Source organism: Streptomyces bikiniensis (genome assembly GCF_000716625.1).
In the GTDB taxonomy this organism is placed as follows: Bacteria; Actinomycetota; Actinomycetes; order Streptomycetales; family Streptomycetaceae; genus Streptomyces; species Streptomyces bikiniensis.
On sequence record NZ_JNXJ01000032.1, the window covers coordinates 90,560 to 112,395 of the forward strand.

Here is a 21,836-nt window from a genome sequence, read left to right on the forward strand (position 1 = left end):
GGGGACGATCGTTATTGGTCAGGAGCACGCCTTCGCGTCGGGTAGAGTTCTCTCTGTCAGCAGGCGCCGCTAGCTCAGTTGGTTAGAGCAGCTGACTCTTAATCAGCGGGTCCGGGGTTCGAGTCCCTGGCGGCGCACGCAAGGTCAAGGCCCCCTCACCGACGGTGAGGGGGCCTTGGTCGTTCCTCGGGTCGCTCAGCCTCCCGTGAGGTACGCCGACACCACCACGTTCGCCGTGTACGCGCCCGCCGCGCGGTCGAAGGTGCCGCCGCAGGTGATCAGGCGGAGTTCGGCGCGGCCGGGTTCACGGGGGCCGTAGACCTTCGTGGCGTCGAAGTCCTCGCGCGGGAAGACCTGGACGTCGTCGACCGTGAACTCGGCGACCGAGCCGTCCGCCCGGGTGACGAGGACCTTCGCGCCGGGGCGGGCCGCGCTCAGGCCGTAGAAGACGGCCGGGCGGGTCTCGGTGTCGACGTGGCCGACGAAGAGCGCCGCCCCGGCCGCGCCCGGCTGGGTGCCGGGGCCGAACCAGCCCACCGTGCCCGGCGTCTCGAACGGCGGCGGGTCGACGGCGCCCGTGCCGTCCAGACCGCGCGCCACCACGGGCGCGTCGACGCCGAGCGAGGGGACCTCGACCCGCCGGGGCTCGGCAGGCGCGAGGGGCGCCCGGGCCGGGGGCAGCTCCGCGCCGGGCGGGCGGCCGACGGCGGCGATGTCGCCGGTGGTGGGCCCCGAGCTGCCCGCGGAGCCCTCGACCGCCCCGCCGCCCCAGAGCCAGAGGCCGAGGAAGAGCAGCGCCCAGGCCGTGCCTGTGACGAGTCGCCCGGTGCCCGCCGGGCCGGGGCCGGACGGCACCGTCACTCCGTACCCGTGCTCGCGCCCGTACCCGTGCCGGAGGAGCCGTCGGTGCGGCGGCGGGAGCTGCGGAGGGCGACCGCCACGGCGGCGAGGGCGGCCATGCCGAGGCCGAGCACGGTGTACGGGGTGCCGAGGCCGTCCTCGCCGGCGGCCTGGGCGACGCCGGGGGCGGCGGGCGCGGCGAAGGCGGCGGCGCCGCCCCCGCCCGCGCGGACCGGGGCGACCGGGGTCGCGTGGTGGGTCGGCCGCTCGTGGGTCGGGTGGTGGGTGGGCCGGTGGGTCGGCTCGCGGCGCTCGACCCGGACGGCACCGGCGTCGTGGTGCTCGCGGCCGTCGCAGAAGACGCCGACCTCGTACGTACCGGCGTCGAGGCCGGACCTGAGGGTGGCGTCGCCGTGCATCGAGTGCTTCCCGCCGTCCCGGCCGACGAGCTTCGCCTCGGCGGTGAAGGCCCGGGACCTGGCGACACCGACCGTGCCCTTGCAGCCCTCGACCCGGACGTCCACGTCGTCACCCGGGGAGGCGGTGGACGGGGTGACGGTGACCCTCACCCCGTCGTGGGCGTGCGCGCCGGCCGCGGGCGCGAGGACGAGGACCAAGGCCGCTCCTGCGGCACGGAGAGCAGTGGGACCTGAACGCATCGTGACCTCCTGGTGCTGCCAGGGTCACCCGTTCCGGCGCTTCCCGCATCCGGAGGGGCCCGATCGGGCGTGCGGACCGGGTCCCTTCCCGCAGGTCAGACGCGGTCGACGATATCCGCGATCGAGTCGACGATCTTGGACGGGCGGAACGGGTAGCGGTCCACCTCCGCCGTGGTCGTCAGACCGGTCAGGACGAGGAAGGTCTGCATGCCCGCCTCCAGACCGGCCAGGATGTCGGTGTCCATCCGGTCGCCGATCATGGCGCTGGACTCGGAGTGGGCGCCGATCGCGTTGAGCCCGGTGCGCATCATCAGCGGGTTCGGCTTGCCCGCGAAGTACGGCTCCTTGCCGGTGGCCTTGGTGATGAGCGCGGCGACCGAGCCGGTGGCGGGCAGCGGGCCCTCCAGGGACGGGCCGGTCTCGTCGGGGTTGGTGCAGATGAAGCGGGCGCCGGCGTTGATGAGCCGGACGGCCTTGGTCATCGCCTCGAAGGAGTACGTACGGGTCTCGCCGAGCACCACGTAGTCCGGGTCGTGGTCGGTGAGGACGTAGCCGATGTCGTGCAGCGCGGTGGTGAGGCCGGCCTCGCCGATGACGTACGCGGTGCCGCCGGGGCGCTGGTCGTCCAGGAACTTGGCGGTGGCGAGGGCGGAGGTCCAGATGTTCTCGACGGGGACTTCGAGTCCCATCCGGGCGAGGCGGGCGTGCAGGTCGCGGGCGGTGTAGATCGAGTTGTTGGTGAGGACCAGGAAGGGCTTCCCGGTCTCCCGCAGCTTCTTGATGAACGCGTCGGCGCCGGGGATCGGCACGCCCTCGTGGATGAGGACGCCGTCCATGTCGGTGAGCCAGGATTCGATCGGCTTGCGCTCTGCCATGGGTGCGGGACTCCTGCCGTGCATGTCGTGCGGGTGCTGGGGCGCCGCGACTGCGCTGTGGCGACGCCCCCAGCGTAATCAGGAAGTGGTGATCTTGACCCCGTCGATCGTCCAGTACCAGTTGTTGCTGCCGGTGTAGCGGAAGCGGAAGCTCACGGTGGAGGCGCCGGAGGGGACCGGGACCGTGAGGGACTGGGCCTTGGAGAGGACGTCGGCGGTGTAGCTTTTGACGACGGTCGGGGTGCCGCCGTTGAAGCTCGCCAGGACCTGGGCCGCCTGGGAGCCCTCCTGGCGGTAGAGGGTGGTGAAGCCGAGGGTCACCGAGGACGCGCCGGAGACGCTGTGTGCGGGCGTGACCAGGGTGGAGTCGTACGTCCCCGAGAAGGTCTTGTCGGCCCACTCGTCGGAGTCGGCGACGGCGAAGACGCCCCGGGCCCGCACGTTCAGCTCGCGGGACTGGTCGCGCTGGGTGCGGGACCAGAACTCGTCGGTGGCGAAGGACCAGCCGCGCCACTCGGTCACGCCGCCGGTGCCCATCGCGTTGTCGATGACCGACCAGCCGCTGGGCGGGGTGCGGGTGAAGCCGAGGACCCCGGCGGGGATGCCGGTCTCGTCCACGCGGCCGGTCAGCGACCCGTACAGGGTGTCGAAGGGGTCGGTGGAGCGCTCCTGGATCGGCTTGCCGTCCAGGCCCCAGGACGGGTCGGGGACGATGCCGAGCTGGTGGAAGACGGTGGCGGCGACGTCCACCAGGCGCGTGTCGATGGGGCGGGCGCCGGCGGCGATGCCGGGGCCCTGGGCGAGGACGAAGGTGCGCCGCTCCTCGACGGCGGAGCCGCCGTGGCCGCCGGCGTCGGTGTGGCCGTGGTCGGTGGTGACGATGACGGTCCAGCGCTCCGTGGCGTACGACGGACGGGCCCGGATCGCGGCGAGGAGCCGGCCGAGGTAGGCGTCCTGGACGTCGATGGCTTCGAGGTACTTGGCGTGCGCGGCGCCGTGGTTGTGGCCGATCTCGTCCGTCTCGCCGAAGTAGACGAAGAGGACGTCGGGGTTCTGGTTCCGCAGGACGTCCTCGGTGATGTCCGTGATCACCTTGTCGTTGACGGCGTAGTCGTTGTCGTAGACGAGCTTGGCGTCGGCGCCGGGGGTGACGGTGCCGTGGGTGTCCAGCTCGGGCCAGTCGACGGCGGCGAAGAGGGAGAGGCCGGGGCGGACCTGGTGGAGGCGGGCGAGGAAGCCGGGGTACGCGCCGTAGTTCTTGCCGGTGAAGGTGTTGTCCTTGACGCCGTGCTTGTCGGGCCAGACGCCGGTGGAGATCGTGGACCAGCCGGGGCCGGAGGAGGTGGCGGCCATCGGGTTCGCGTAGAGCAGGGAGCGGCCGAAGGTGCCGTTCGCCATCAGGGACTTGAGGGCGGGGGCCTGGGCGGCGTCGATCCGGTCGTACCGCAGGCCGTCCATGCCGACGACGAGCACCTTGTCCTTGCTGGTGCCGTTCGGGAGCGTCGGGGCGGCGGCCGTGGCGGCGCTCGTGGCGGCCAGGGCGTTGGGGGCGGTGGCGAGGCCGGTGACGGCGGCGGCCGCGGTGGCGCCCGCGGCGGTGAGCACGGTGCGGCGGGGGATGCCGGTGAGCGGCATGTCGGAGTCCTCCGTGGAAGGGGCGGAAGGGGCCGGACGACCTCAACGCCCCTGATTCCTCAGGGGCGTTGGGTCCGTACCCGTTATCCTTCCGCGATCTGCGGAGGTGTTTCCAGGGCCGTACGGTGAACTCTCAGCTTCCGGTGGCGGACTTCCACGCGTCGACGTACGCCGTCAGGTTCCGGTCGATGTCGGCCCAGTCCGGCTCGAAGACCTCGACGCCTTCGAGGAGCTCGGCGAGGGCGAGGGCGTTGGCGTCGGTGGGCTTGACGTCCTTGCGGGCCGGGAAGCCGCCGCCGACGGCGCTGACCTCGCGCTGGGCGCCCTCGCTCAGCAGGAAGTCGAGGAGCTTCCTGCCGTTCTCGCCGTGGGGGGCCTTGTTCACCAGGCCCGCGGCGTACGGCAGGGCGAAGGTGGTGGGCTTCCCGCCCCCCTTGGCCGGGAACCAGATGCCCAGGTTCGGCATGGACTTGGACTGGGCGAAGTTCATCTGGACGTCGCCGTTGGCGACGAGGAGTTCGCCCTTGTCCACCTTGGGGGCGAGCTTGGAGGTGGAGGAGGACGGGCCGACGTTGTTGGCCTGGAGCTTCTTCAGGTACTCCATGGCCGGGGCCTGGCCGCCGAAGTCGTGCATGGCCTTGATGAGGACGGCGGTGCCGTCGCCCGCGACGCCGGGGGTGGAGTACTGGAGCCGGTCCTTGTACTTGGCGTCGAGCAGCTCCTCCCAGTTCCTGGGCGCGGCGGGCAGTTCCTTCTTGTTGTGGACGAAGCCGAAGTAGTTGTTGACGATCGAGGTCCAGGTGCCGTCGGCCGCCTTGTCCGCGCCGTCGACCCGGTCGGAGCCCTGCGGCGCGTACGCCTGGAGCAGCCCCTTGGAGCCGGCCTGCTGGATGAAGGGCGGCAGGGTGACGAGGACGTCGGCCTGGGTGTTGCTCTTCTCGCGGAGGGCGCGCTGCACCATCTCGCCGGAGCCGCCCTCGACGTACTTGACCTTGATGCCGGTCTGCTTCTCGAAGTCCTCGAACACCTTGTCGTACCAGCCGTCGCCCGCCTCGCCCTTGAGGCCGTCGGCGCTGTAGACGGTGACGACCTTCTCGTCGGAGGCGGCGGAGGAGCCGCCGCAGGCGGTGAGGGAGGCGGCGAGGACGAGGGCGCCGGTGAGGGCGGCGACCGGCTTGGCGTGTGTGGGCAGGGGACGCATGACGTTGTTCTCTCCTGGCGGTACGGGGGTTTTGGCGGTGCGGGGACTTTGGCGGTGCGGGGCTTCGAGCCGTACGGGCTCAGCGGTACGAGGCCTTGGTGCGGACGCGGGAGACGGCGAGCAGGGCGAGCAGCGTCGCGGCCATGAGGACCACGGCGAGCGCCGAGCCGGTGAAGAGGGAGCCGCGGTCGGTGGCGGTGAAGACGAGCACCGGCAGCGGCGTCCAGTCCGGCGGGTAGAGCATCATCGTGGCGCTCAGCTCCCCCATGGACAGGGCGAAGCAGAGCCCGGCCGCCGCGTTCAGGGACGGCAGCAGGAGCGGGAGCTTCACGCGGAGCAGGACGTACGAGGGGCGGGCGCCCAGACCGGCCGCCGCCTGCTCGTACATCGGGTCCAGGCGCCGGATCGCGGCCGACACCGACTGGTGGGCGAAGGCGGTGACGAGCACGGTGTGGGCCAGGACCACGATCCAGCGGGTGCCGTTGAGGAGCACCGGCGGCTGCGAGAAGGCGACGAGGACGGCGAGGCCGACCACCACGGACGGCACGGCGACCGGCAGCATGAAGAGCGCGTCCACGATCCGCCGGCCCCGCTTCCCGAGGGCCGCCGAGGCGAGCGCGGCCCAGGTGCCGGCGGTCAGCGCGATCAGGCTGGCGGTGACGGCCGTGACCAGGCTGGTGGTCAGGGCCTGGAGGGATTCGCCGCGCACGGCCGCCGCGTAGTGGGCGGTGGTGGGGCCGGAGGGGAAGGCGCCGGACCAGTTCGTGGAGAACGAGGCGGCGAGGACGACGAGGAGGGGCAGGGCGAAGAGCGGCACGAAGAGGACGGCGAACAGGGCCCAGGCCGTCCACCTGCCCGTACGGCTATGCACCAGCACGGCGGCTCACCCCCCGGTAGAGGGCGTACAGGCCGGTGGAGAGCACGACGTTGACGACGGCGACGACGCAGGCGGCGGCGTAGTCGGATTCGAGGATCGCCTTGCCGTAGACGAGCGTCGGGAGGGTCGTGACGCCCTTGGCGCCGGTGAAGAGGACGATCCCGAACTCGTTGAGGCACAGGACGAGGACCAGGCTGCCGCCGGCTGCGAGCGCGGGCAGCGCCTCGGGCAGGATCACCTGCCGGACGATCCGCAGCGGCCGGGCGCCGAGCGAGGACGCCACCTCCAGCTGGGCCGTCTCCATCTGCGAGAAGGCGGCGAGCAGCGGGCGCATCACGAACGGGGTGAAGTACGTGATCTCCGCGAGGAGCACGCCCCACGGGGTGGTCAGGAACCGGAAGGGCCCGGTGGCGGCGCCGGTGACGTCGGTCCAGATGCCGTTGGCCATGCCGACCGTGCCGTAGAGGAACAGCAGGGCGAGCGTGATCAGGAAGGACGGGAAGGAGAGGAAGACGTCGATGAACTTCGCCACCGCCTTCGCGCCGGGGAAGGGCACGAAGGCGATCACGAGCGCCAGGGCGAAGCCGAGGACCAGGCAGCCGGCGGTGGCCGCGACGGCGATCCACACGGTGGTGACGAGGGCGTCGCGGAAGGACGCGGAGCCGAGGACGTCGGCGTACGCGCCGGGGGCCAGGGACTCGCGGACGACGAGGGCGAGCGGGTAGAGGAAGACGAGGCCGAGGACGGCGACGGGGGGCAGGGCCCAGACCCAGGCGGGGGCGGTGCGGGGCCGTCGTCCCCCGGGGGCGGTACGGGGCCGTCGTCCCTCGGGGGCGGCCGGGGCGGAGACGCTCAGGGCGCTAGTCACCGGTCACCCCCGCCGTGAGCAGCACCGCGTCCTCGGGCGCGAAGTGCAGGGCGACCCCGGCGCCCAGCGGGGGCGTCTCGCGCAGCTCGCGGACGTCCGCCTTCACCCGGTGGCCCGCCACCTCCACGTACAGGCGGTGGGTGGAGCCGCGCCACTGGACCTCGGTGATCCGGCCCCGCAGCGCGTTGGGGCCGTCTCCGAGGCCGACGAGGTGGGGGCGGACGCAGAGGGTGGCCGAGGAGCCGGGGGCGGCTCCCCCGGTCGCCACCTTCAGCTCCGTCCCGCCCAGGACCACCCCGTCCGTGCCCACCGTCACCGGCAGCAGGTTGGCGTTGCCGACGAAGGAGGCCGTGAACTCGGTGCGGGGCCTGCGGTACAGGTCCTGCGGGGTGCCGCAGTCCCGGAGCCTGGCCCGGTCCATGACGGCGATCCGGTCGGCCAGGGTCAGCGCCTCGACCTGGTCGTGGGTGACGTACAGGATCGACACGTCGGGCAGTTCGCGGTGGAGCCGGGCCAGTTCGGCCAGCATCCCGGAGCGCAGCTGGGCGTCGAGCGCCGACAGCGGCTCGTCCAGGAGGAGGACGTCGGGGCGTACGGCGAGGGCGCGGGCGATGGCGACGCGCTGCTGCTGCCCGCCGGAGAGCTCCCGGGGGTGGCGGCGGGCGTAGTCGGCCATGCCGGTCATCTCCAGGGCCTCGGCGACCCGCCCGGGGATCTCGGCCTTGGGGACCTTGCGGGCCTTGAGGCCGAAGGCGACGTTGGCGTCCACCCTGAGGTGGGGGAAGAGGGCGTACTGCTGGACGACCATGCCGATCCCGCGCCGGTACGGCGGCAGGTCGGTGACGTCCCGGTCCCCGATGAACACCCGCCCGGAGACCGGCCGGACGAACCCGGCGACGGCCCGCAGCGCGGTCGTCTTGCCGGAGCCGGAGGGCCCGAGGAGGGCCATGACCTCGCCGGGTTCCACGGTCAGGTCGAGGGAGTCGAGGACGGTGGTGGAGCCGTAGGCGACGGAGACGGCGTCGAAGCGGATGCCGCTGGTCATGCTTCGCACTCCCGTACCAGCTCCGGGAGTTCCGCGACGGAGGCGAGGACGCGGGTGGCGCCGTGCTCCTTCAGCGCGGCCTCGTCGTGGGCGCCGGTCAGGACGCCCGCCACGATCCCGGCGCCGGCGCGGACGCCGGAGAGCATGTCGTACGAGGTGTCGCCGGCGACCGCGACCCGGCGCACGTCGTCCACGGCCCCGGTGCGCAGGAACGCGCCGAGGACCATGTCGGGGTACGGGCGGCCCCGGCCGCCGGTGTCGGCCGGACAGAGGGTGAGGCCGACGAGGTCGCGCCAGCCGAGGGCGTCGAGGATGGCGTCCTGGGTGACCCGGGCGAATCCGGTGGTGAGGACGACGGTCCTGCCCTGCTCCTGGAGGGTGGCGATCGTCTCGGCGGCGCCGGGGACCGGGGCGATCCTGCCGTCGGCGACGAGTTCCCCGTACGCCTTCTCGAAGGCGAGGTTGGCCTGCCGGGCGCGCCGCTCGTCGCCGCCGAGGAGGTGGCGGAAGACGGAGATCTTCGACTCGCCCATGGTGGCGCGGACGTGGCCGATCATGGCGGCCGGGTCCTCCCCGAGGCGTTCGGCGGCGACGGTGAAGGCCTGTTCGACCAGGCCGTCGTCGGCGACGGTGGTGCCGGCCATGTCGAGGACGACGAGGCCGTACGTGTTCTTCTTGTGTGTGTTCATGGGGTTCACCAGCCCAGTTCGTTCGCGGTCGTCTCGGCGATGGCGGGCGAGCAGGTCATGCCCCGGCCGCCGGGTCCGGTCACCAGCCACACGCCGTCGCGGACCTTCTGGCGGTGCACGACCCGGGTGGTGTCGACGCACTGCGCGTACACCCCGGCCCAGCGGCGCCGGATCCTCGGCAGCGGACGGCCGAGGAAGGACTCGACGACGCGGGCGAGGTGCTCGTAGGGGTCTTCGAGGGTGTCGAAGGCGAAGGGGTGCTCGTACTCGTGGGTGTCACCGATGGTCAGTCCGCCGTCGAGCCGCTGGACCATGAGGAGCTGCATCCGGTGGGCGGCGGCGGTGGGGTCCTGGGCCTGGCCCGCGTGGAGCGCGTCGAGGGCGCCGGAGGCGTAGGCCGGGTAGTAGCGGAAGGAGTCGGCGTCCGCGACGGAGGTGGTGAGCGGTTCGCCGAGCGGGTCGGTCTGCATCATCTGGAGGCGGACCCGGCGGACCGGGACCTCACCGGCGACCTCGCGGACCAGGCCGGAGAGCCAGGCGCCGGTGCACAGGACGACCACGTCGCCGCCGTGGACCTCGCCGCGGTCGTCGCGGACGGCGTGCTCGCCGACGACCTCGCGGACCTCGCGGTCGGGCAGGAAGGTGTAGCGGCCGGTGGCGAGGAGGGCTTCGCGGAGGGCGAGTTGGGCGGTGCGGGGTTCGACGGCGGCGTCCCGCTCGCACCAGAGCGCGGCCTCGAACTCCCCGCGCAGGGCCGGGTTGACCGCGCGGGCCTCGTCGGCCGTGAGCAGCTTGTAGCCGCGGGCGGCGGCGTCGGGGCGGGCCAGGGCCGCCTCGGCGACGGCGCGCTCGAGCGCGTTGCGCACGGGGGTGAGGGAGCCGATGGCCCGGAAGCCGAGCCCGGGGACGCGGGCGCCGATGCCCTCCCAGAGTTCGCGGGCGCGCAGGGCGGTGTCCAGCTCCTCCCCGCCGGCGCGGCCGCTCACCCAGATCTGGCCGAAGTTGCGGAGGGAGGCGCCGCGCGCCTCGGCCTCGCGCTCGACGTGTACGACCTCGTGGCCGCGTTCCACTGCGTGCCAGGCGTGCATGGTTCCCACCACGCCGGCTCCTACGACGATCACCTTCATGCCGACGACGGTCGCGGGGGCGGGTGGCCCGGGCGGGGCCGGTGGACGACGGGACGGTGAACGGGCCGCCAAACTTGGACCAGACCCGTTATCGTTCCGTGATGTTACGGGCTTCTGGGACGGGGCCCTCTCCCGTCAGTCCTGGCGGCCCAGGTGGGTGGTGAAGCTGAAGCGGTCGCCCCGGTAGAGGGTGCGGACCCGCTCCAGCGGGCGCCCGTCGGCGTCCCGCGAGACGCGGTGGAGCAGCAGCATCGGGAGGGCGGGCGGCGTGCCGATGAGCAGGGCCTCCCGTGGGGTCGCGAGAACGGTCTCGATGCGCTCGTCGGCGTCCCCGAACACGATGCCGAGCCGGTCGCGGAGGTAGGCGTAGAAGGAGGAGTCCGGGTCGAAGTCGGCGTCCAGGCGGGGGGCGCGGGCCTCGGAGACGTACGTGCTCTCCAGGCCGACCCGCTCGTCGTCGGCGAGCAGCACCCGCTCCATGTGCCAGACGGGCTCGCCGCGTTCGGCGCCGACCTCGGGGGCGAGCGCCTCGGGGCAGGGGAAGCGGTCGAGCGAGATCAGGCCGCGGCCGGGGCGGCGGCCCTGGCGGCGGACGCCCTCCGTGTAGCTGGCGAGGGAGAGGGGCTGTTCGAGTTTGGGGCCCGCGACGACCGTGCCCCGGCCCCGGCGGCGCAGCCGCCCCTCCAGGAGGAGTTCGCGGATCGCCTGCCGGACGGTCTCGCGGGACACCCCGTACCGGACGGCGAGGTCGCGCTCGGTGGGCAGCGGTCCGCCCTCCCCCAACGCGTCGACCATCAGGGCGAGTTTCGCCTTGACGGCGTAGTACTTGGGGACGCGCCCGTGCTCGGGGACGCCGGAGCGGACGGGGGCGCCGGGGGTGCTCTGGTAGTTCACCGGGGGATGGTCGCAGACGGGGGTGAACGGGGAGGTGTACGGAGGGTGGCGCGGGGGTGGCGGGCCTTCGCGGGGGGGGCGCGGTTCAGGACCGCCGGTGGCGGCGGCCCGCGCGGACGAGGGCGGCCCCGAGGAGGACCAGGGCGACGGCGAAGGGGGCCAGGGCGCGGGCCCGGGCCTCCGACGCCCGTCCGGTGTGGGCGAGTTCGGGAACGGAGGTGGCGGGCGCCTCCTCCGGTGGGGACGGTCGGGTGGGTACGTGGGGCGGGGCGGAGGGTACGGGCACGGCGGGCGGGGCGGAGCCGGCCGGCTTTCCGGGAGGCGCCGATCCGGCCGTGGCGGCGGGCCCGACCGGGACCGCCGGCCCCGAAGGCTCCGGCGACTTCGACGGCTCCGCGGGCTTCTGCGGCTTCTGCGAGGTCGGCGGCCCCGATGGCTCCGGGGGCCTCGCGGTCTTCGACGGTTCGGCGGGGTCGGCCGGGGCGGTGGTCGCGGGCGGGGCGGTGGAGCCGGGCGGCTCGACCGGGGCGTCCGGGTCGGCGGGCCCGACGGTCAGGCGGTGGTCGCCGGAGTCCCCGATCCAGTCCCCGTCCGTGCCCCGGCGCTGGACGATCGCCGCGTTGACCACGACCTCGCCGGGGGCCGTCCCCGCGCGGAAGGCGAGGCGTACGGGAACGGTGAGGGTCTCGCCCGCGGGGACGGCGAAGCCGCCGAAGTCGGTGAACACGCCCACGTTCTCGGCCTCCGAGGTCCCTTCGAAGGCCACGGGGTGCCAGCGCGCGGCCCCGGCGTCGTAGAACTCGAAGCGGATCTGCTCCGGCCGGAGGACCCGGTCGCGGTCGGTGAGGACGAGCACCGGGTGGATGCCGGAGCAGGGCGAGCCGGTGGTGTTCGTGAGGTCGAGGCGCCAGTCCTGGAAGGGGCCGCCCGCCGCGTAGCCGGCCGGGCCGGGGTGGATGCGGGTGTCGAGCGGGAAGGCGTCGTCGTCCGGGGTGCCACAGCTGGGGGTGGGCGGGTCGGGGGCGGGGATGACGGGCGCGCCGGGGGGACGCGGGGCGCCGGGGGGTTCGGGGGCGGGGGCTCCCGGTCCCGGGGCGGTCGCCGCCGGAGCGGGGGCTGCCGTCTCCGTCGCCGGGGAGGGGGCCGCGAGCGCGAAGGGGGCCGCCACGGCGGTCGCCACGGTCACGGCGCGGACGCTGCGCAGTCGCAGGGGTGCGGATGCCATGGTGCCGGTGCCTTTGCTGTTCGCGGGCAGGGGGACGGCCGCGACGCTGCCACGCGGGAGGGGGCGGGGCGGGCGGCGACACCGGGGGCTGCTCCGGGAGGGCCAGGAATCCGCCCGATCAGCCTACTTTCCGATGATCGGACCGGACGGGCCGACCGGTTCGAACGGGCCGAACGGGCCGAACGGGCCCACCGGTCCCACCAGGCCCACCAGGCCCACCAGGCCCACCAGGCCCACCAGGCCGAACAGTCCCACCAGGCCGAACAGTCCCACCAGGCCGAACAGTCCCACCGGGCCGAACAGTCCCACCGGGCCCACCGAGCCCACCGGGCCCACCGGTTTGAACGGCCCCACCGGGCCCACCAGGCCCACCAGGCCCACCAGGCCCACCAGGCCGAACGGGCCCACCGGGCCGAACGGTCCCACCAGGCCCACCAGGCCGAACGGGCCCACCGGGCCGAACGGTCCCACCAGGCCCACCAGGCCCACCAGGCCGAACGGTCCCACCAGGCCCACCAGGCCGATCAGGCCGATCAGGCCCACCGGATCAGGTCGTCCCCACCGGCTCGCCCCCGTAAAAACGCCCCGGCTCCTTCCCGAAGACCGGCGCCAGGGTCAGCCACGCCGCGCCCTCCGCCACCGCGTCCCGTTCCGCGACGACGCCCACCGGGGTCGTCAGACCGAGGCCGGCGAGGACCGCCCGCACCCCGTCCGCGAAGACCTCCGGCGCGGCGAGCACCACCCGGCCGCCCAGGAGGACCTGGTCGATGTCGAGGAGCCGTACGAGATTGGCGGCGCCCGCGCCCAGAATCCGCGCGGCCCCGGCGGATTCGCCGCGCGCCACCGCCGCCAGGCACAGGACCTCCAGGCAGCCGCGCCCGCCGCAGCCGCACGGCGGCCCGTCGAGCTGGACGGTCTGGTGGCCCAGCTCGCCCGCCCCGGTCCTGTCCCCCCGCAGCGGCGCGCCGCCGAGGACGAGGCCGGCGCCGAGGCCCGTACCGAGGTGGACGTAGGCGAAGGAGCCGGGCGCGCCGGGCCGCAGGGCGAGGCCGAGGGCGGCGGCGTTGGTGTCCTTGTCGAGCACGACGGGGAGGTCGAGGCGCCGGGCCAGCTCGTCGCGGACCGGATGGCCGGCCCACTCGGGGAAGCCCGTGACCCGGCCGGGCACCCCGGCCCGGTGGTCCAGGGGCCCGGGCATGGCGACCCCGACGCCGAGGACGGCCCGGCCCCCGGCGCCGTACCGACCGCTCCCGCCTCCGTACCCGCCGCCCTCGCCCTGGCCGCCCTCGCCACCCCCGCCCTGGCCGCCCTCGCCATCCTCGTCCCGGCCGCCTCCGCCCCGGCTCCCGCTCCCGCCACCCTCCCCCAGCAGCCCCCGTACCTCCTCCGTCACCGCGTCCAGGACCGGCCCCGCCCCCGCGCCCAGGTCCACCGGGCGGCGGCGGAGGGCGACGGCCGTGCCCGCGAGGTCGGTCAGGAGGACCGTCAGCTCGTCCCGGTCGAGGTGGACGCCGACGGCGTGCGCGGCGGAGGGCACCAGGCGCAGGACCGTACGGGGCTTGCCGCCGGTCGAGGCCCGGTGGCCCGCCTCCGCCGCGAGGCCGTCCGCGCGCAGCCGCGCGGTGATCTTGCTGACGGCCTGCGGGGTGAGCCTGGTCCCCTCGGCCAGCTCCAGCCGGCTGATCCCGCCCTCCCCCGCCCCGCGCAGCAGGTCGAGCACGAGCGCGGTGTTGTGGCTGCGCAGCGCCGGTACGTTCACTCCGCCCTGGTCTTTCCTCACGCCCCCATTGTCGCCGCCGCTTGCACTTTGGCAACAGCGTTGCTTAAGTGAGGAACATGACTGGCACCGACACCCCCCGCATCCCCCTCCGCGTCGGACTCGTCGGCTACGGCCTGGCCGGCTCCGTCTTCCACGCCCCCCTGATCGCCGCCTCCGAGGACCTCGCCCTCGCCGCCGTCACCACCGGCAACCCCGAACGGGCCGCCGAGGCGCGCGCCGCCCACCCGGGCGTACGGGTGGCGGCGAAGCCCGAGGAGCTGTGGGCGCCGGGCGCGGAGGAGCTGGACCTGGTCGTCGTCGCCTCCCCCAACAAGACGCACGTCGAGGTCGCCACGGCCGCCCTGGAGGCGGGCCTCCCGGTCGTCGTGGACAAGCCGCTCGCCGGGACCGCCGCCGAGGCGCGCGGACTCGCCGCCCTCGCCGAGGAGCGGGGCCTGCTGCTCTCGGTCTTCCAGAACCGCCGCTGGGACAGCGACTTCCGCACCCTGCGCCGCCTCCTGGACGAGGACGCGCTCGGCGGGGTCCAGCGCTTCGAGTCCCGCTTCGAGCGGTGGCGGCCGAAGCCCAAGGGCGGCTGGCGCGAGTCGGGGGCGCCGGAGGAGATCGGCGGTCTCCTGTACGACCTGGGCAGCCACGTCGTGGACCAGGCCCTCGTCCTCTTCGGTCCGGTGGTCTCGGTGTACGCCGAGTCGGACGTGCGCCGGCCGGGCGCCGAGGCCGACGACGACACCTTCCTCGCGCTCACCCACGCGAACGGGGTCCGCTCCCACCTGTACGTGAGCGCCACCACCGCCCAGCTCGGCCCCCGGTTCCGGGTGCTCGGGCAGCGCGCGGGCTTCGTGAAGCACGGACTCGACCCCCAGGAGGCCGCCCTGCGCGACGGGCTGCGGCCCGGGGCCGGCGGCGCGGTCTGGGGCGCGGAGCCGGAGGAGCTGTGGGGCCGGCTCGGTGCCGGCGAGTCGCCGCTGACCGGCGGCGGGACGTCGGTCGAGTCGCTGCCCGGCGACTACCCGGCGTACTACGCGGCCGTCGCCGCCGCCCTGCGCGGCACCGGCCCGAACCCGGTCACCGCGCACGAGGCCGCCGACGCGCTCGACGTCCTGGAGGCGGCGCGGCGGTCGGCCCGCGAGGGGATCACGGTGGCGCTGTGAGCAGCTCCGAGGTCGGGGAACTGGAGGCCCAGGAGGCCCGGCTGACCCTGCCCCGCTTCACGTACGAGGACGCCTGGACGCTCGGCACGCTCCTGGTCTCGCTGGCCCGGGAGCGGCGGGCGCCCGTGGCGATCGACGTACGGCGCGGGGCGCAGCAGCTGTTCCACTGCGCGCTGCCGGGGTCCAGCGCGGACAACGACGCCTGGATCGACCGCAAGCGGCGGGTCGTGGAGCGGTACGGGGAGAGCTCGTTCCTGGTCGGGGCCCGGTTCCGGGCCAAGGGGACGACGTTCGAGGCGTCCTCGCGCCTCGACCCCGACCGGTACGCCGCCCATGGCGGGTCGTTCCCGATCGGGGTCGAGGGCGCGGGAGTGATCGGCTCGGTCACGGTCTCGGGGCTGCCGCAGGCCGAGGATCACGCCCTGGTCGTCGAGGCACTGGAGCGACTGCTCAGCTCGTACGGCTCCGACGCCGGCTGATCATCACGAGGACGCCGCCGCCGAGGGCGAGGACGACCGCCAGGGCGCCCATGACGATCTTCCCGGTGCCGGCACCGGTCTCGGAGAGCTCGCCGTTCGAACCGTGGGGGCCGTGGTCGCCGCCGGAGTCGCCGTAACCACCGGTGCCGCCGGAACTCCCGTGGCCGCCGGTGCTGCTGTGACCGCCGGTGTTTCCGTGGCCACCGGCTCCGTTGGAACCACCGGAGTCGCCGTGCCCGCCGGGGCCTCCCGTCCCGCCGGAGTCACCGTGTCCACCGGGACCGCCGGGCCCACCGGTGCCGCCGGAGTCTCCCGTACCGCCGGTGTCGTCACCGTAGCCACCGTCACCACCGCCGTCCGTCGAACCGCCGTCCGTGTGATCGGTGGGAGTCGGGGTGGGCTCGGTCGGGGTCGGCGTCGGCTCGGTCGGGGTCGGGGTCGGCTCGGTCGGGGTCGGGGTGGGCTCCGTAGGCGTAGGAGTGGGTTCCGTCGGGGTCGGCGTGGGCTCCGTGGGTGTGGGAGTGGGGTCCGTGGGTGTGGGAGTCGGCTCCGTGGGGGTCGGCGTGGGCTCGGTCGGAGTCGGCGTCGGCTCGGTCGGAGTCGGCGTCGGGTCCGTGGGCGTAGGGGTGGGCTCCGTGGGTGTGGGAGTCGGCTCCGTGGGGGTCGGGGTGGGCTCCGTGGGAGTCGGCGTCGGGTCCGTGGGAGTCGGCGTCGGCTCGGTCGGGGTGGGCGTGGGCGTCGGGTCCGTGCAGGACGGCAGGTCCCCGTTGAACGGGTAGGCGTGCATCTCCTGCCCGCCGCCCCCGGTCGTCTCCGACGCGTGCGTCAGGTTGCCGGTGGTGAAGAAGCGGCCGTTCGTGCCCGGCATGGTCACGGTCGCCGTGCTGGCCTGGTTGCCGATCAGGACGCTGCCCGCGAACTGGGCCGTCCCCTCGAACGTCACCGCCGTGGCGTCCGGGAAGTTCCACAGGACCCGCTCGCGGAGACCGTCCGGCAGTTGGTTGATGTACGTGTCGACGGTGCGGTCGGCGCCGTAGACGTTGACGAGGACCGTCGCCCCGGCCGGAACGCCCTGGAAGCGGATGTTCTGCTGCCCGCCGCTCGTGGACTCCATGTCGAAGTCGACGTCGAAGACCTGGAGCGTCGAGGCGCCGTCGCCCGTGAAGAGGGTCTCCGAGCCGCTGTTGACGGCGGTGCCGGTCGTGGCGCGGTGGGCGCCGTCGACGTAGGCGTAGCACTGGCTCGCGTCGGTGAGCTGGTCTCGGAGCGAGAGGTACGGGGCGGCCGCGTCGTCGTCCTGCACCGGGGCCGGGATCACCGTGCCGGAAAGGGCGCCCCCGTACCGCGTGACGCCGCTGACCGTGCCCTCCTCGGTGAGCAGGCGCTGCCCGGCGGCGACGGTCACGTCCTCGCCGACGGTGAGGAAGTCGGTGCCGTTGTCGGGCGGGACGCGGGACCCGCCGCCCACGATGCCGACGTTGTAGACGGCGGAGGCGCCCACGCGCTTGTTCATGTCGAAGCCGCCCAGGACCACGACCTTGCCCTCGGCCTCGGCCGCCGCCTCGCGGACGAGGAAGTCACCGCCGACGAAGATGTTGATGTTGTTGTCGCGGTACTGGACGGGGCCGCTGTTGAGGTCGGGGTACGTGGCCGGGCAGTTGCCCGGCAGGCAGGGCCCGAGGCCGCCCGGAAGCGGGTCGGCGTGACCGCTGACGGCCAGGGTGCCGACGAGGGCGGTGGCCGCGACGGTGGACGCGGCGATGAGGGCGAGGCGGCGCCGGTCCCGCCTCTGCGCGTGCACAATTCGTTCCATATCGGGCAATATGCAAAATGCGCATGGAAATGGCGACGCCCCACGCGGGACGTCGCCGTTTTCACAACGGAAGGGCCCAGGCCCGTCCCCTGACGGCGGGTCAGGAGCGGCCGTTCGGGGAGGGCGGGCGGGCGGGCCGGGAGCAGCCGTCCGGAGAGAGCGGGCGGGCCGGGAGCAGCCGTCCGAGGAGAGCGGGCGGGCCGGGAGCAGCCGTCCGAGGAGAGCGGGCGGGCCGGGAGCAGCCTTCCGGGGAGAGCGGGCGGGCCGGGAGCGGCCCGCCCTCCCCGGCCTCAGGCGCCCTTGAGCTCCTGCCGCTGCCGGCCGAGCCCTTCGACCTCCAGCTCGACCACGTCGCCGGGACGCAGGTACGGCTTGGGGTCCGGCTGTCCCATGGCGACGCCGGCGGGCGTGCCGGTGTTGATGACGTCGCCCGGGTACAGGGTCATGAACCGGCTGACGTACCGGACGACTTCCGCGACCGGGAAGATCTGGTCGGAGGTGTGCCCGTCCTGCCTGAGCTCGCCGTTGACCCAGAGGCGGAGGGAGAGCGCCTGCGGGTCGGGCACCTCGTCGGCGGTGACGAGCCAGGGCCCGAGCGGGTTGAAGGTCTCGCAGTTCTTGCCCTTGTCCCAGGTGCCGCCGCGCTCGATCTGGAACTCGCGCTCGGAGACGTCGTGGGCGACCGCGTACCCGGCGACGTGCGCGAGGGCCTGCTCGTCGGTCTCCAGGTAGCGGGCGGTGCGGCCGATGACGACGGCCAGCTCCACCTCCCAGTCGGTCTTCACCGAGCCGCGCGGTACGAGCACGGTGTCGTCCGGGCCGACGACGGTGTCGGCGGCTTTGAGGAAGACGACGGGCTCGGCCGGGATGGCCTGGCCGGTCTCGGCGGCGTGCCCGTGGTAGTTGAGGCCGATGCACACGACCTTGCCGATCCGGCCGACGGGCGGGCCGACGCGCAGCCCGGTGGCGTCGAGCGGGGGCAGCACCCCGGCACCGGCGGCGGCGCGGATCCGGTCGAGGGCCGCGGCGTCGGCGAGCAGGCCGCCGTCGACGTCGTCGACGAGGGCGGAGAGGTCGCGGAGGGTGCCGCCCTGGTCGAGGAGGGCGGGACGCTCGGCTCCGGGCGGGCCGACACGCAGCAGCTTCATGGTCTTCTCCCTGTGGTCGAGGTGGGCCCGGGAGGGCCCTGGGGTGCCCCGGCCGATGGAGTGCGGCCATCGGAGGATTGGTCGATCCTCCAAGAGAACGGGCCGCTCTGCAAGACCCCGCCCACGCAGTGGACCCTTACGCGCGAGTAGCGACGGCGCCGCCGGACGCCCCTTCCTCCGGCGTACGGAAGAGGAAGGCCCGCTCCACGACGGTCCAGGCGGTGCTGGTGACGACGTAGAGGGCGGCGGCGAGCGGGACGACGGCGACCGTGATCAGGGTGGCGAAGGAGAGCAGCGGCATCACCTTGGTGATCGCGCCGGCGCCGGGGGTGGGCTGCCCGAGGTCGAGCGGCTGGGCGGCGAGCTGCCGCTTGCCGTGGCGGTAGCCGAAGGCGGCGACGGCGGCGACGATCGCGAACAGGACGAGGTAGACCTGCCCGGCCGGGCCGAACGGTCCGCCGTGGGAGAGGGCGTCGGCCCAGCGGTCGCCGAGCGGGGCGGCGAAGAGGGCGTGCCCGGCCATCCGGTCGCCGGCGAACAGGTGGTACATGAGGAGGAAGGCGGGGGCCTGGAGCAGGCTGGGCATGATGTCGGCGAAGGGCGAGACCTTCTCCTTGGCGTGCAGGTCGAGGATCGCCTTCTTGAGCCGCTCGGGGTTCTTGGCGTGCTTCTTCCGGAGCGCGGCGAGCTGCGGGGCGAGGCGGGTGCGGGCCTTCTGGCCGCGGGCGGCGGCCCGGGAGAGCGGGTGGACGGCGAGCCGTACGAGCGCGGTGAAGAGGACGATCGCGGCGGCGGTGGCGGTGGTGGCGAAGAGCGGCTGGAGCAGCTCGGCGAGCCGCTCGACCAGGGCGGCGAACAGGGACGTGAGAGTGGACATGGAGGAGCCCTCCGTGGGGTCTCGTCGTGCCGGGGAGAGGTGTTTCTCGGCATGACGGATCCGCGCGGGGTCCCGGAAAAGGGGGTGGGGAGCTCCCTACACGGCCGTCGGGAGGGGACGGCCGGGAGCCCGGGGTCTGCGGCGGCCCGCGGCGTCGGGGTCGCGCTGCGGCAGGAAGGCGGTGCGCCGCTCGCGGTCGCGTATGGCGGTGCGGACGGCGGTGGGCGGCACGGCCGGAGCCGTACGGGCGCCGGACAGGGCGTGGACGAGGGTCGCCGCGGCGAGGGCGACGGCGGCGGAGACACCGGCCCCGGCGAGCCCGCCGACCCCGTCGGACAGGAGCAGCCCGGCGAGCGCGAGCAGGAAGAGCAGCGGCGCGAGGAGCCGCGGGGCGGGGGTCCTGCCCGTCATCCCGTCACCTCCTCCGTACCGCCGGTCTCTCCGCCTTGAAGACGCACGGCGGAAGGGGAAAGTTCCCGCGGCCCCGCCCCTCGATCCAGGCGGTCGGTCCAGGCGGTCTCCAGGGGTACGAGGAGGCGCCGGGGTCGCAGGAGGGCGCGGCCGACGGGATCGGCGGGGTCCGGGTCGAGTCCGGCGCCGGGCCGCATCTCGACGTCGGCGGGCGGGACGGGGAGGCCGCAGGCGGGGCACGCGCCGCCGGGGCCGAGTTCGGTGCCGCAGTCGGCGTGGTGGAAGTGGCGCATCGGCAGGGTGCCGGGGAGTTCGGTCCGGGCCCAGGAGCCGAGCGACCACAGGACGGGCCAGAGGGCGAGGCCGCGCTCGGTGAGGACGTACTCGTCGCGCGGGGGCGACTCCTGATAGCGCCGCCGTTCGAGGACGCCGATCTCGACGAGGGCCTGGAGGCGGGCGGCGAGGACGGCGCGGGGGGCGCCGAGGTGGGCGAGGAAGTCGCTGTAGCGCCGGACTCCGTAGAAGGCGTCGCGCACGAGGAGGAGGGTCCAGCGCTCGCCGACCACCTCGAGGGCGCGGGCGATGGAGCACTGCTGCTGGGCGTAGTCCTTGCCGAGGGCCATGGGATCCATCGTACCGAAGGGGGTTCATTGAACGAACCGAGCTGCTAGGTTGAGTTCGTTCATTGAACTGACCGAGCCGTCGACGGGTGGAGGACGCCCCGTGCCACGCCGAGCACCCTTGCCCCTGCCCCAGGCCCCCTCCCCCGCCCCGTCCCGGGAGGGGCGCCCGGGGGCCGTCCTCGCCGTGACGGCGACCGCGACCGCCGTCGCGCTGATGAACTACACGGCCCCGATGCCGACCCTGCCCGCCGTGGCGGCCGCCTTCGGAACGCCGCCCTCCGCCCAGGCCTGGCTGCTCAACGGCACCCCGCTCGGCCTCGCCGCCCTCCTCCTCCTGGCCGGCGGTCTGGCCGACGCGTACGGGCGGCGCCGGGTCTTCCTCCTCGGCACGCTCGCCCTCGGCCTCACCACCGCGCTCGGCGCACTCGCGGACTCCACGGCCACCTTCACGGCGGCCCGGATCGCCCAGGGCGCAGCGAGCGCGGCCGTCCTCGCGGGCAGCCTGGGCCTACTCGCCCACGCGTACCCGGCGGGCCGGGACCGGATCAGGGCGACGGGAATCTGGGGCGCGTCGGTGAGCGGCGGCATCGCCCTGGGCCCCCTCCTCGCGGGCGCGCTGAGCCTGGCGGACTGGCGGCTGGCGTACGGGGCGCTCGGGGCGGGGGCGCTGGTGACGGCGGGGGCGGGAGCGCGATGGCTGCCGGGCCCGGCGGCGGGAGCGCGGTGGCTGCCGGGGTCGACGACGGCCCGGGGCGGAACCGGGACGCCGGGCCCGGACATGGCCGGAACACCCCGCCCGGACGTCGGCGGAACACCCCGTCCGGACATGGCGGGGGCACTGACCCTCGGCCTGGCCCTGGCGGCCCTGCTCACGGCGCTCACCCTGGGCAGGGACAGCTGGCTGCGCCCCCGGGTGGGCCTCCTGCTCCTGGCGTCGGCCACCCTGACGGCCCTGTTCGCGGTGGTGGAGACCCGGCGGAGGAACCCCATGGTCGACCTGGCGCTGCTGCGGCGGCCCGCGTTCCTGGCGTCGACGCTGGGGGCGCTCTTCACGGGCCTGGCGGTGATCGGCCTGTTCAGCGTGGTCCCCGCACTGCTCCAGACCGGCACGGGGATGTCACCCCTGGGCACGGCCTGGCTGTTCCTCCTCTGGTCGGGAACGGCCTTCGTGGCGGCCCTCCAGACCCGCCGCCTGGCGACCCGGCTCTCGGCCGCGCACCAACTGACCCTGGGGTTCGTCCTGTCGGCGGCGGGCGTACTGACGTTCCTGGGGGCCCTGGAGAACCACGCGGGCGCGTGGCGCCTCCTCCCGGGCCTGCTGGTGGCGGGCACGGGCAGCGGCCTCCTGAACGCGGCGCTCCCCCGTCTCGCGGTCGACTCCGTGCCGCCGGAACGGGCGGCGATGGGCTCGGGCGCCAACAACACCGCCCGCTACATCGGCTCCTCGGCCGGAGTGGCCCTGACGCTCGCCCTGACGACGGCGGGCCCGGACGCGGCCCTGACGGCGTCGGCGGCGCTGGCCTTGACGGGGGCGGGGCTGACGCTCGTACTGGCGAGGAGACAGGGCCCCGGAAAGAGAGATCGACCACTCCCCCGGAAGGGATAGCGGGGCGAGGGGA

21 protein-coding genes, 1 tRNA gene and 1 pseudogene are annotated in these 21,836 nt (G+C 74.5%); 4 read left to right on the plus strand and 19 right to left on the minus strand.

Annotated features, from left to right (window positions below; genetic code table 11):
- Nucleotides 1-63: 63 nt before the first annotated feature.
- Nucleotides 64-137: transfer RNA gene (locus tag OO47_RS23825), tRNA-Lys, on the plus strand.
- A gap of 58 nt (nucleotides 138-195) precedes the next feature.
- On the opposite strand, the gene OO47_RS23830 is transcribed toward OO47_RS23825, so the two are convergent.
- From OO47_RS23830 to OO47_RS23895, 14 genes are all read right to left on the minus strand, one after another.
- A complete protein-coding gene (locus tag OO47_RS23830; RefSeq protein WP_106969455.1) occupies nucleotides 196-861 on the minus strand; it encodes a class F sortase in 666 nt (221 codons plus the stop codon).
- Complete coding sequence (locus tag OO47_RS23835; RefSeq protein WP_234323277.1) at nucleotides 858-1,457, minus strand: hypothetical protein; 600 nt, start codon at nucleotides 1,455-1,457, stop codon at nucleotides 858-860. The genes OO47_RS23830 and OO47_RS23835 overlap by 4 nt, the downstream gene beginning before the upstream one ends.
- 137 nt (nucleotides 1,458-1,594) lie before the next feature.
- Nucleotides 1,595-2,374 carry an HAD-IIA family hydrolase gene (locus OO47_RS23840; protein WP_030210204.1) on the minus strand — a complete coding sequence of 260 codons (780 nt, stop codon included), beginning with the start codon at nucleotides 2,372-2,374 and terminating at the stop codon, nucleotides 1,595-1,597.
- A 78-nt stretch (nucleotides 2,375-2,452) separates the two neighbouring features.
- Entirely contained in the window at nucleotides 2,453-4,009 is a 1,557-nt protein-coding gene (locus tag OO47_RS23845; protein ID WP_030210202.1) for an alkaline phosphatase family protein, read from the minus strand.
- 133 nt (nucleotides 4,010-4,142) lie between these two features.
- Nucleotides 4,143-5,210 carry a 2-aminoethylphosphonate ABC transporter substrate-binding protein gene (locus OO47_RS23850; protein ID WP_030210199.1) on the minus strand — a complete coding sequence of 356 codons (1,068 nt, stop codon included), beginning with the start codon at nucleotides 5,208-5,210 and terminating at the stop codon, nucleotides 4,143-4,145.
- A 79-nt stretch (nucleotides 5,211-5,289) separates the two neighbouring features.
- Nucleotides 5,290-6,087 carry an ABC transporter permease gene (locus OO47_RS23855; RefSeq protein ID WP_030210197.1) on the minus strand — a complete coding sequence of 266 codons (798 nt, stop codon included), beginning with the start codon at nucleotides 6,085-6,087 and terminating at the stop codon, nucleotides 5,290-5,292.
- Nucleotides 6,074-6,955 (minus strand): 2-aminoethylphosphonate ABC transporter permease subunit, encoded by an 882-nt coding sequence (locus OO47_RS23860; protein WP_030210195.1) that lies wholly within the window; start codon nucleotides 6,953-6,955, stop codon nucleotides 6,074-6,076. Before OO47_RS23860 ends, OO47_RS23855 begins: the two co-directional genes overlap by 14 nt.
- Complete coding sequence (locus OO47_RS23865) at nucleotides 6,948-8,000, minus strand: ABC transporter ATP-binding protein (RefSeq protein WP_030210193.1); 1,053 nt, start codon at nucleotides 7,998-8,000, stop codon at nucleotides 6,948-6,950. The genes OO47_RS23860 and OO47_RS23865 overlap by 8 nt, the downstream gene beginning before the upstream one ends.
- Nucleotides 7,997-8,689 carry a phosphonatase-like hydrolase gene (locus OO47_RS23870; RefSeq protein WP_030210192.1) on the minus strand — a complete coding sequence of 231 codons (693 nt, stop codon included), beginning with the start codon at nucleotides 8,687-8,689 and terminating at the stop codon, nucleotides 7,997-7,999. Before OO47_RS23870 ends, OO47_RS23865 begins: the two co-directional genes overlap by 4 nt.
- Before the next feature lie 5 nt (nucleotides 8,690-8,694).
- Nucleotides 8,695-9,816, minus strand: coding sequence for a TIGR03364 family FAD-dependent oxidoreductase (locus OO47_RS23875; protein WP_030210190.1), 1,122 nt, complete (start codon nucleotides 9,814-9,816; stop codon nucleotides 8,695-8,697).
- 135 nt (nucleotides 9,817-9,951) lie between these two features.
- The gene (locus tag OO47_RS23880; protein WP_030210187.1) at nucleotides 9,952-10,710 is read right to left on the minus strand and encodes a GntR family transcriptional regulator; all 759 of its coding nucleotides are present in this window, start codon (nucleotides 10,708-10,710) and stop codon (nucleotides 9,952-9,954) included.
- Between the two features lie 85 nt (nucleotides 10,711-10,795).
- The gene (locus OO47_RS37375; RefSeq protein WP_030210186.1) at nucleotides 10,796-11,935 is read right to left on the minus strand and encodes a hypothetical protein; all 1,140 of its coding nucleotides are present in this window, start codon (nucleotides 11,933-11,935) and stop codon (nucleotides 10,796-10,798) included.
- Between the two features lie 123 nt (nucleotides 11,936-12,058).
- A complete protein-coding gene (locus OO47_RS37380) occupies nucleotides 12,059-12,478 on the minus strand; it encodes a hypothetical protein (protein ID WP_051715664.1) in 420 nt (139 codons plus the stop codon).
- A gap of 4 nt (nucleotides 12,479-12,482) precedes the next feature.
- Complete coding sequence (locus tag OO47_RS23895) at nucleotides 12,483-13,715, minus strand: ROK family protein (protein WP_078489857.1); 1,233 nt, start codon at nucleotides 13,713-13,715, stop codon at nucleotides 12,483-12,485.
- Nucleotides 13,716-13,771: 56 nt separating this feature from the next.
- Between OO47_RS23895 and OO47_RS23900 the strand changes: the two genes are divergently transcribed.
- Both OO47_RS23900 and OO47_RS23905 read left to right on the plus strand, forming a co-directional pair.
- Nucleotides 13,772-14,866 carry a Gfo/Idh/MocA family oxidoreductase gene (locus OO47_RS23900; RefSeq protein ID WP_030210178.1) on the plus strand — a complete coding sequence of 365 codons (1,095 nt, stop codon included), beginning with the start codon at nucleotides 13,772-13,774 and terminating at the stop codon, nucleotides 14,864-14,866.
- Entirely contained in the window at nucleotides 14,863-15,345 is a 483-nt protein-coding gene (locus tag OO47_RS23905) for a heme-degrading domain-containing protein (RefSeq protein WP_030210174.1), read from the plus strand. Before OO47_RS23900 ends, OO47_RS23905 begins: the two co-directional genes overlap by 4 nt.
- Here the strand turns inward: OO47_RS23905 and OO47_RS23910 are convergent.
- The 5 genes and pseudogenes from OO47_RS23910 to OO47_RS23930 form a co-directional block, all read right to left on the minus strand.
- Nucleotides 15,317-17,158 carry a choice-of-anchor A family protein gene (locus tag OO47_RS23910; protein ID WP_199812330.1) on the minus strand — a complete coding sequence of 614 codons (1,842 nt, stop codon included), beginning with the start codon at nucleotides 17,156-17,158 and terminating at the stop codon, nucleotides 15,317-15,319. The genes OO47_RS23905 and OO47_RS23910 overlap by 29 nt on opposite strands.
- 290 nt (nucleotides 17,159-17,448) lie before the next feature.
- The gene (locus tag OO47_RS23915) at nucleotides 17,449-18,306 is read right to left on the minus strand and encodes a fumarylacetoacetate hydrolase family protein (RefSeq protein WP_030210168.1); all 858 of its coding nucleotides are present in this window, start codon (nucleotides 18,304-18,306) and stop codon (nucleotides 17,449-17,451) included.
- Nucleotides 18,307-18,442: 136 nt separating this feature from the next.
- On the minus strand, nucleotides 18,443-19,183 hold the full coding sequence (locus tag OO47_RS23920; RefSeq protein WP_030210166.1) for a YidC/Oxa1 family membrane protein insertase: 741 nt from the start codon (nucleotides 19,181-19,183) through the stop codon (nucleotides 18,443-18,445).
- Between the two features lie 96 nt (nucleotides 19,184-19,279).
- The gene (locus OO47_RS23925) at nucleotides 19,280-19,594 is read right to left on the minus strand and encodes a DUF6412 domain-containing protein (RefSeq protein ID WP_030210164.1); all 315 of its coding nucleotides are present in this window, start codon (nucleotides 19,592-19,594) and stop codon (nucleotides 19,280-19,282) included.
- Nucleotides 19,595-19,698: 104 nt separating this feature from the next.
- Nucleotides 19,699-20,217, minus strand: a pseudogene (locus tag OO47_RS23930) (winged helix-turn-helix transcriptional regulator); the annotation flags it as partial.
- A 118-nt stretch (nucleotides 20,218-20,335) separates the two neighbouring features.
- Here OO47_RS23930 and OO47_RS23935 point away from each other — a divergent pair.
- Nucleotides 20,336-21,823, plus strand: coding sequence for an MFS transporter (locus OO47_RS23935; RefSeq protein ID WP_051715660.1), 1,488 nt, complete (start codon nucleotides 20,336-20,338; stop codon nucleotides 21,821-21,823).
- Nucleotides 21,824-21,836: the final 13 nt, after the last annotated feature.

Bases quoted from the DNA above. Each gene is read 5' to 3' on its own strand.
- OO47_RS23920 (WP_030210166.1), bottom strand. From the start codon at position 19,183: ATGTCCACTCTCACGTCCCTGTTCGCCGCCCTGGTCGAGCGGCTCGCC.
- OO47_RS37375 (WP_030210186.1), bottom strand. From the start codon at position 11,935: ATGGCATCCGCACCCCTGCGACTGCGCAGCGTCCGCGCCGTGACCGTG.
- OO47_RS23925 (WP_030210164.1), bottom strand. From the start codon at position 19,594: ATGACGGGCAGGACCCCCGCCCCGCGGCTCCTCGCGCCGCTGCTCTTC.
- OO47_RS23910 (WP_199812330.1), bottom strand. From the start codon at position 17,158: ATGGAACGAATTGTGCACGCGCAGAGGCGGGACCGGCGCCGCCTCGCC.
- OO47_RS23875 (WP_030210190.1), bottom strand. From the start codon at position 9,816: ATGAAGGTGATCGTCGTAGGAGCCGGCGTGGTGGGAACCATGCACGCC.
- OO47_RS23900 (WP_030210178.1), top strand. From the start codon at position 13,772: ATGACTGGCACCGACACCCCCCGCATCCCCCTCCGCGTCGGACTCGTC.
- OO47_RS23845 (WP_030210202.1), bottom strand. From the start codon at position 4,009: ATGCCGCTCACCGGCATCCCCCGCCGCACCGTGCTCACCGCCGCGGGC.
- OO47_RS23850 (WP_030210199.1), bottom strand. From the start codon at position 5,210: ATGCGTCCCCTGCCCACACACGCCAAGCCGGTCGCCGCCCTCACCGGC.
- OO47_RS23865 (WP_030210193.1), bottom strand. From the start codon at position 8,000: ATGACCAGCGGCATCCGCTTCGACGCCGTCTCCGTCGCCTACGGCTCC.
- OO47_RS23915 (WP_030210168.1), bottom strand. From the start codon at position 18,306: ATGAAGCTGCTGCGTGTCGGCCCGCCCGGAGCCGAGCGTCCCGCCCTC.
- OO47_RS23840 (WP_030210204.1), bottom strand. From the start codon at position 2,374: ATGGCAGAGCGCAAGCCGATCGAATCCTGGCTCACCGACATGGACGGC.
- OO47_RS23870 (WP_030210192.1), bottom strand. From the start codon at position 8,689: ATGAACACACACAAGAAGAACACGTACGGCCTCGTCGTCCTCGACATG.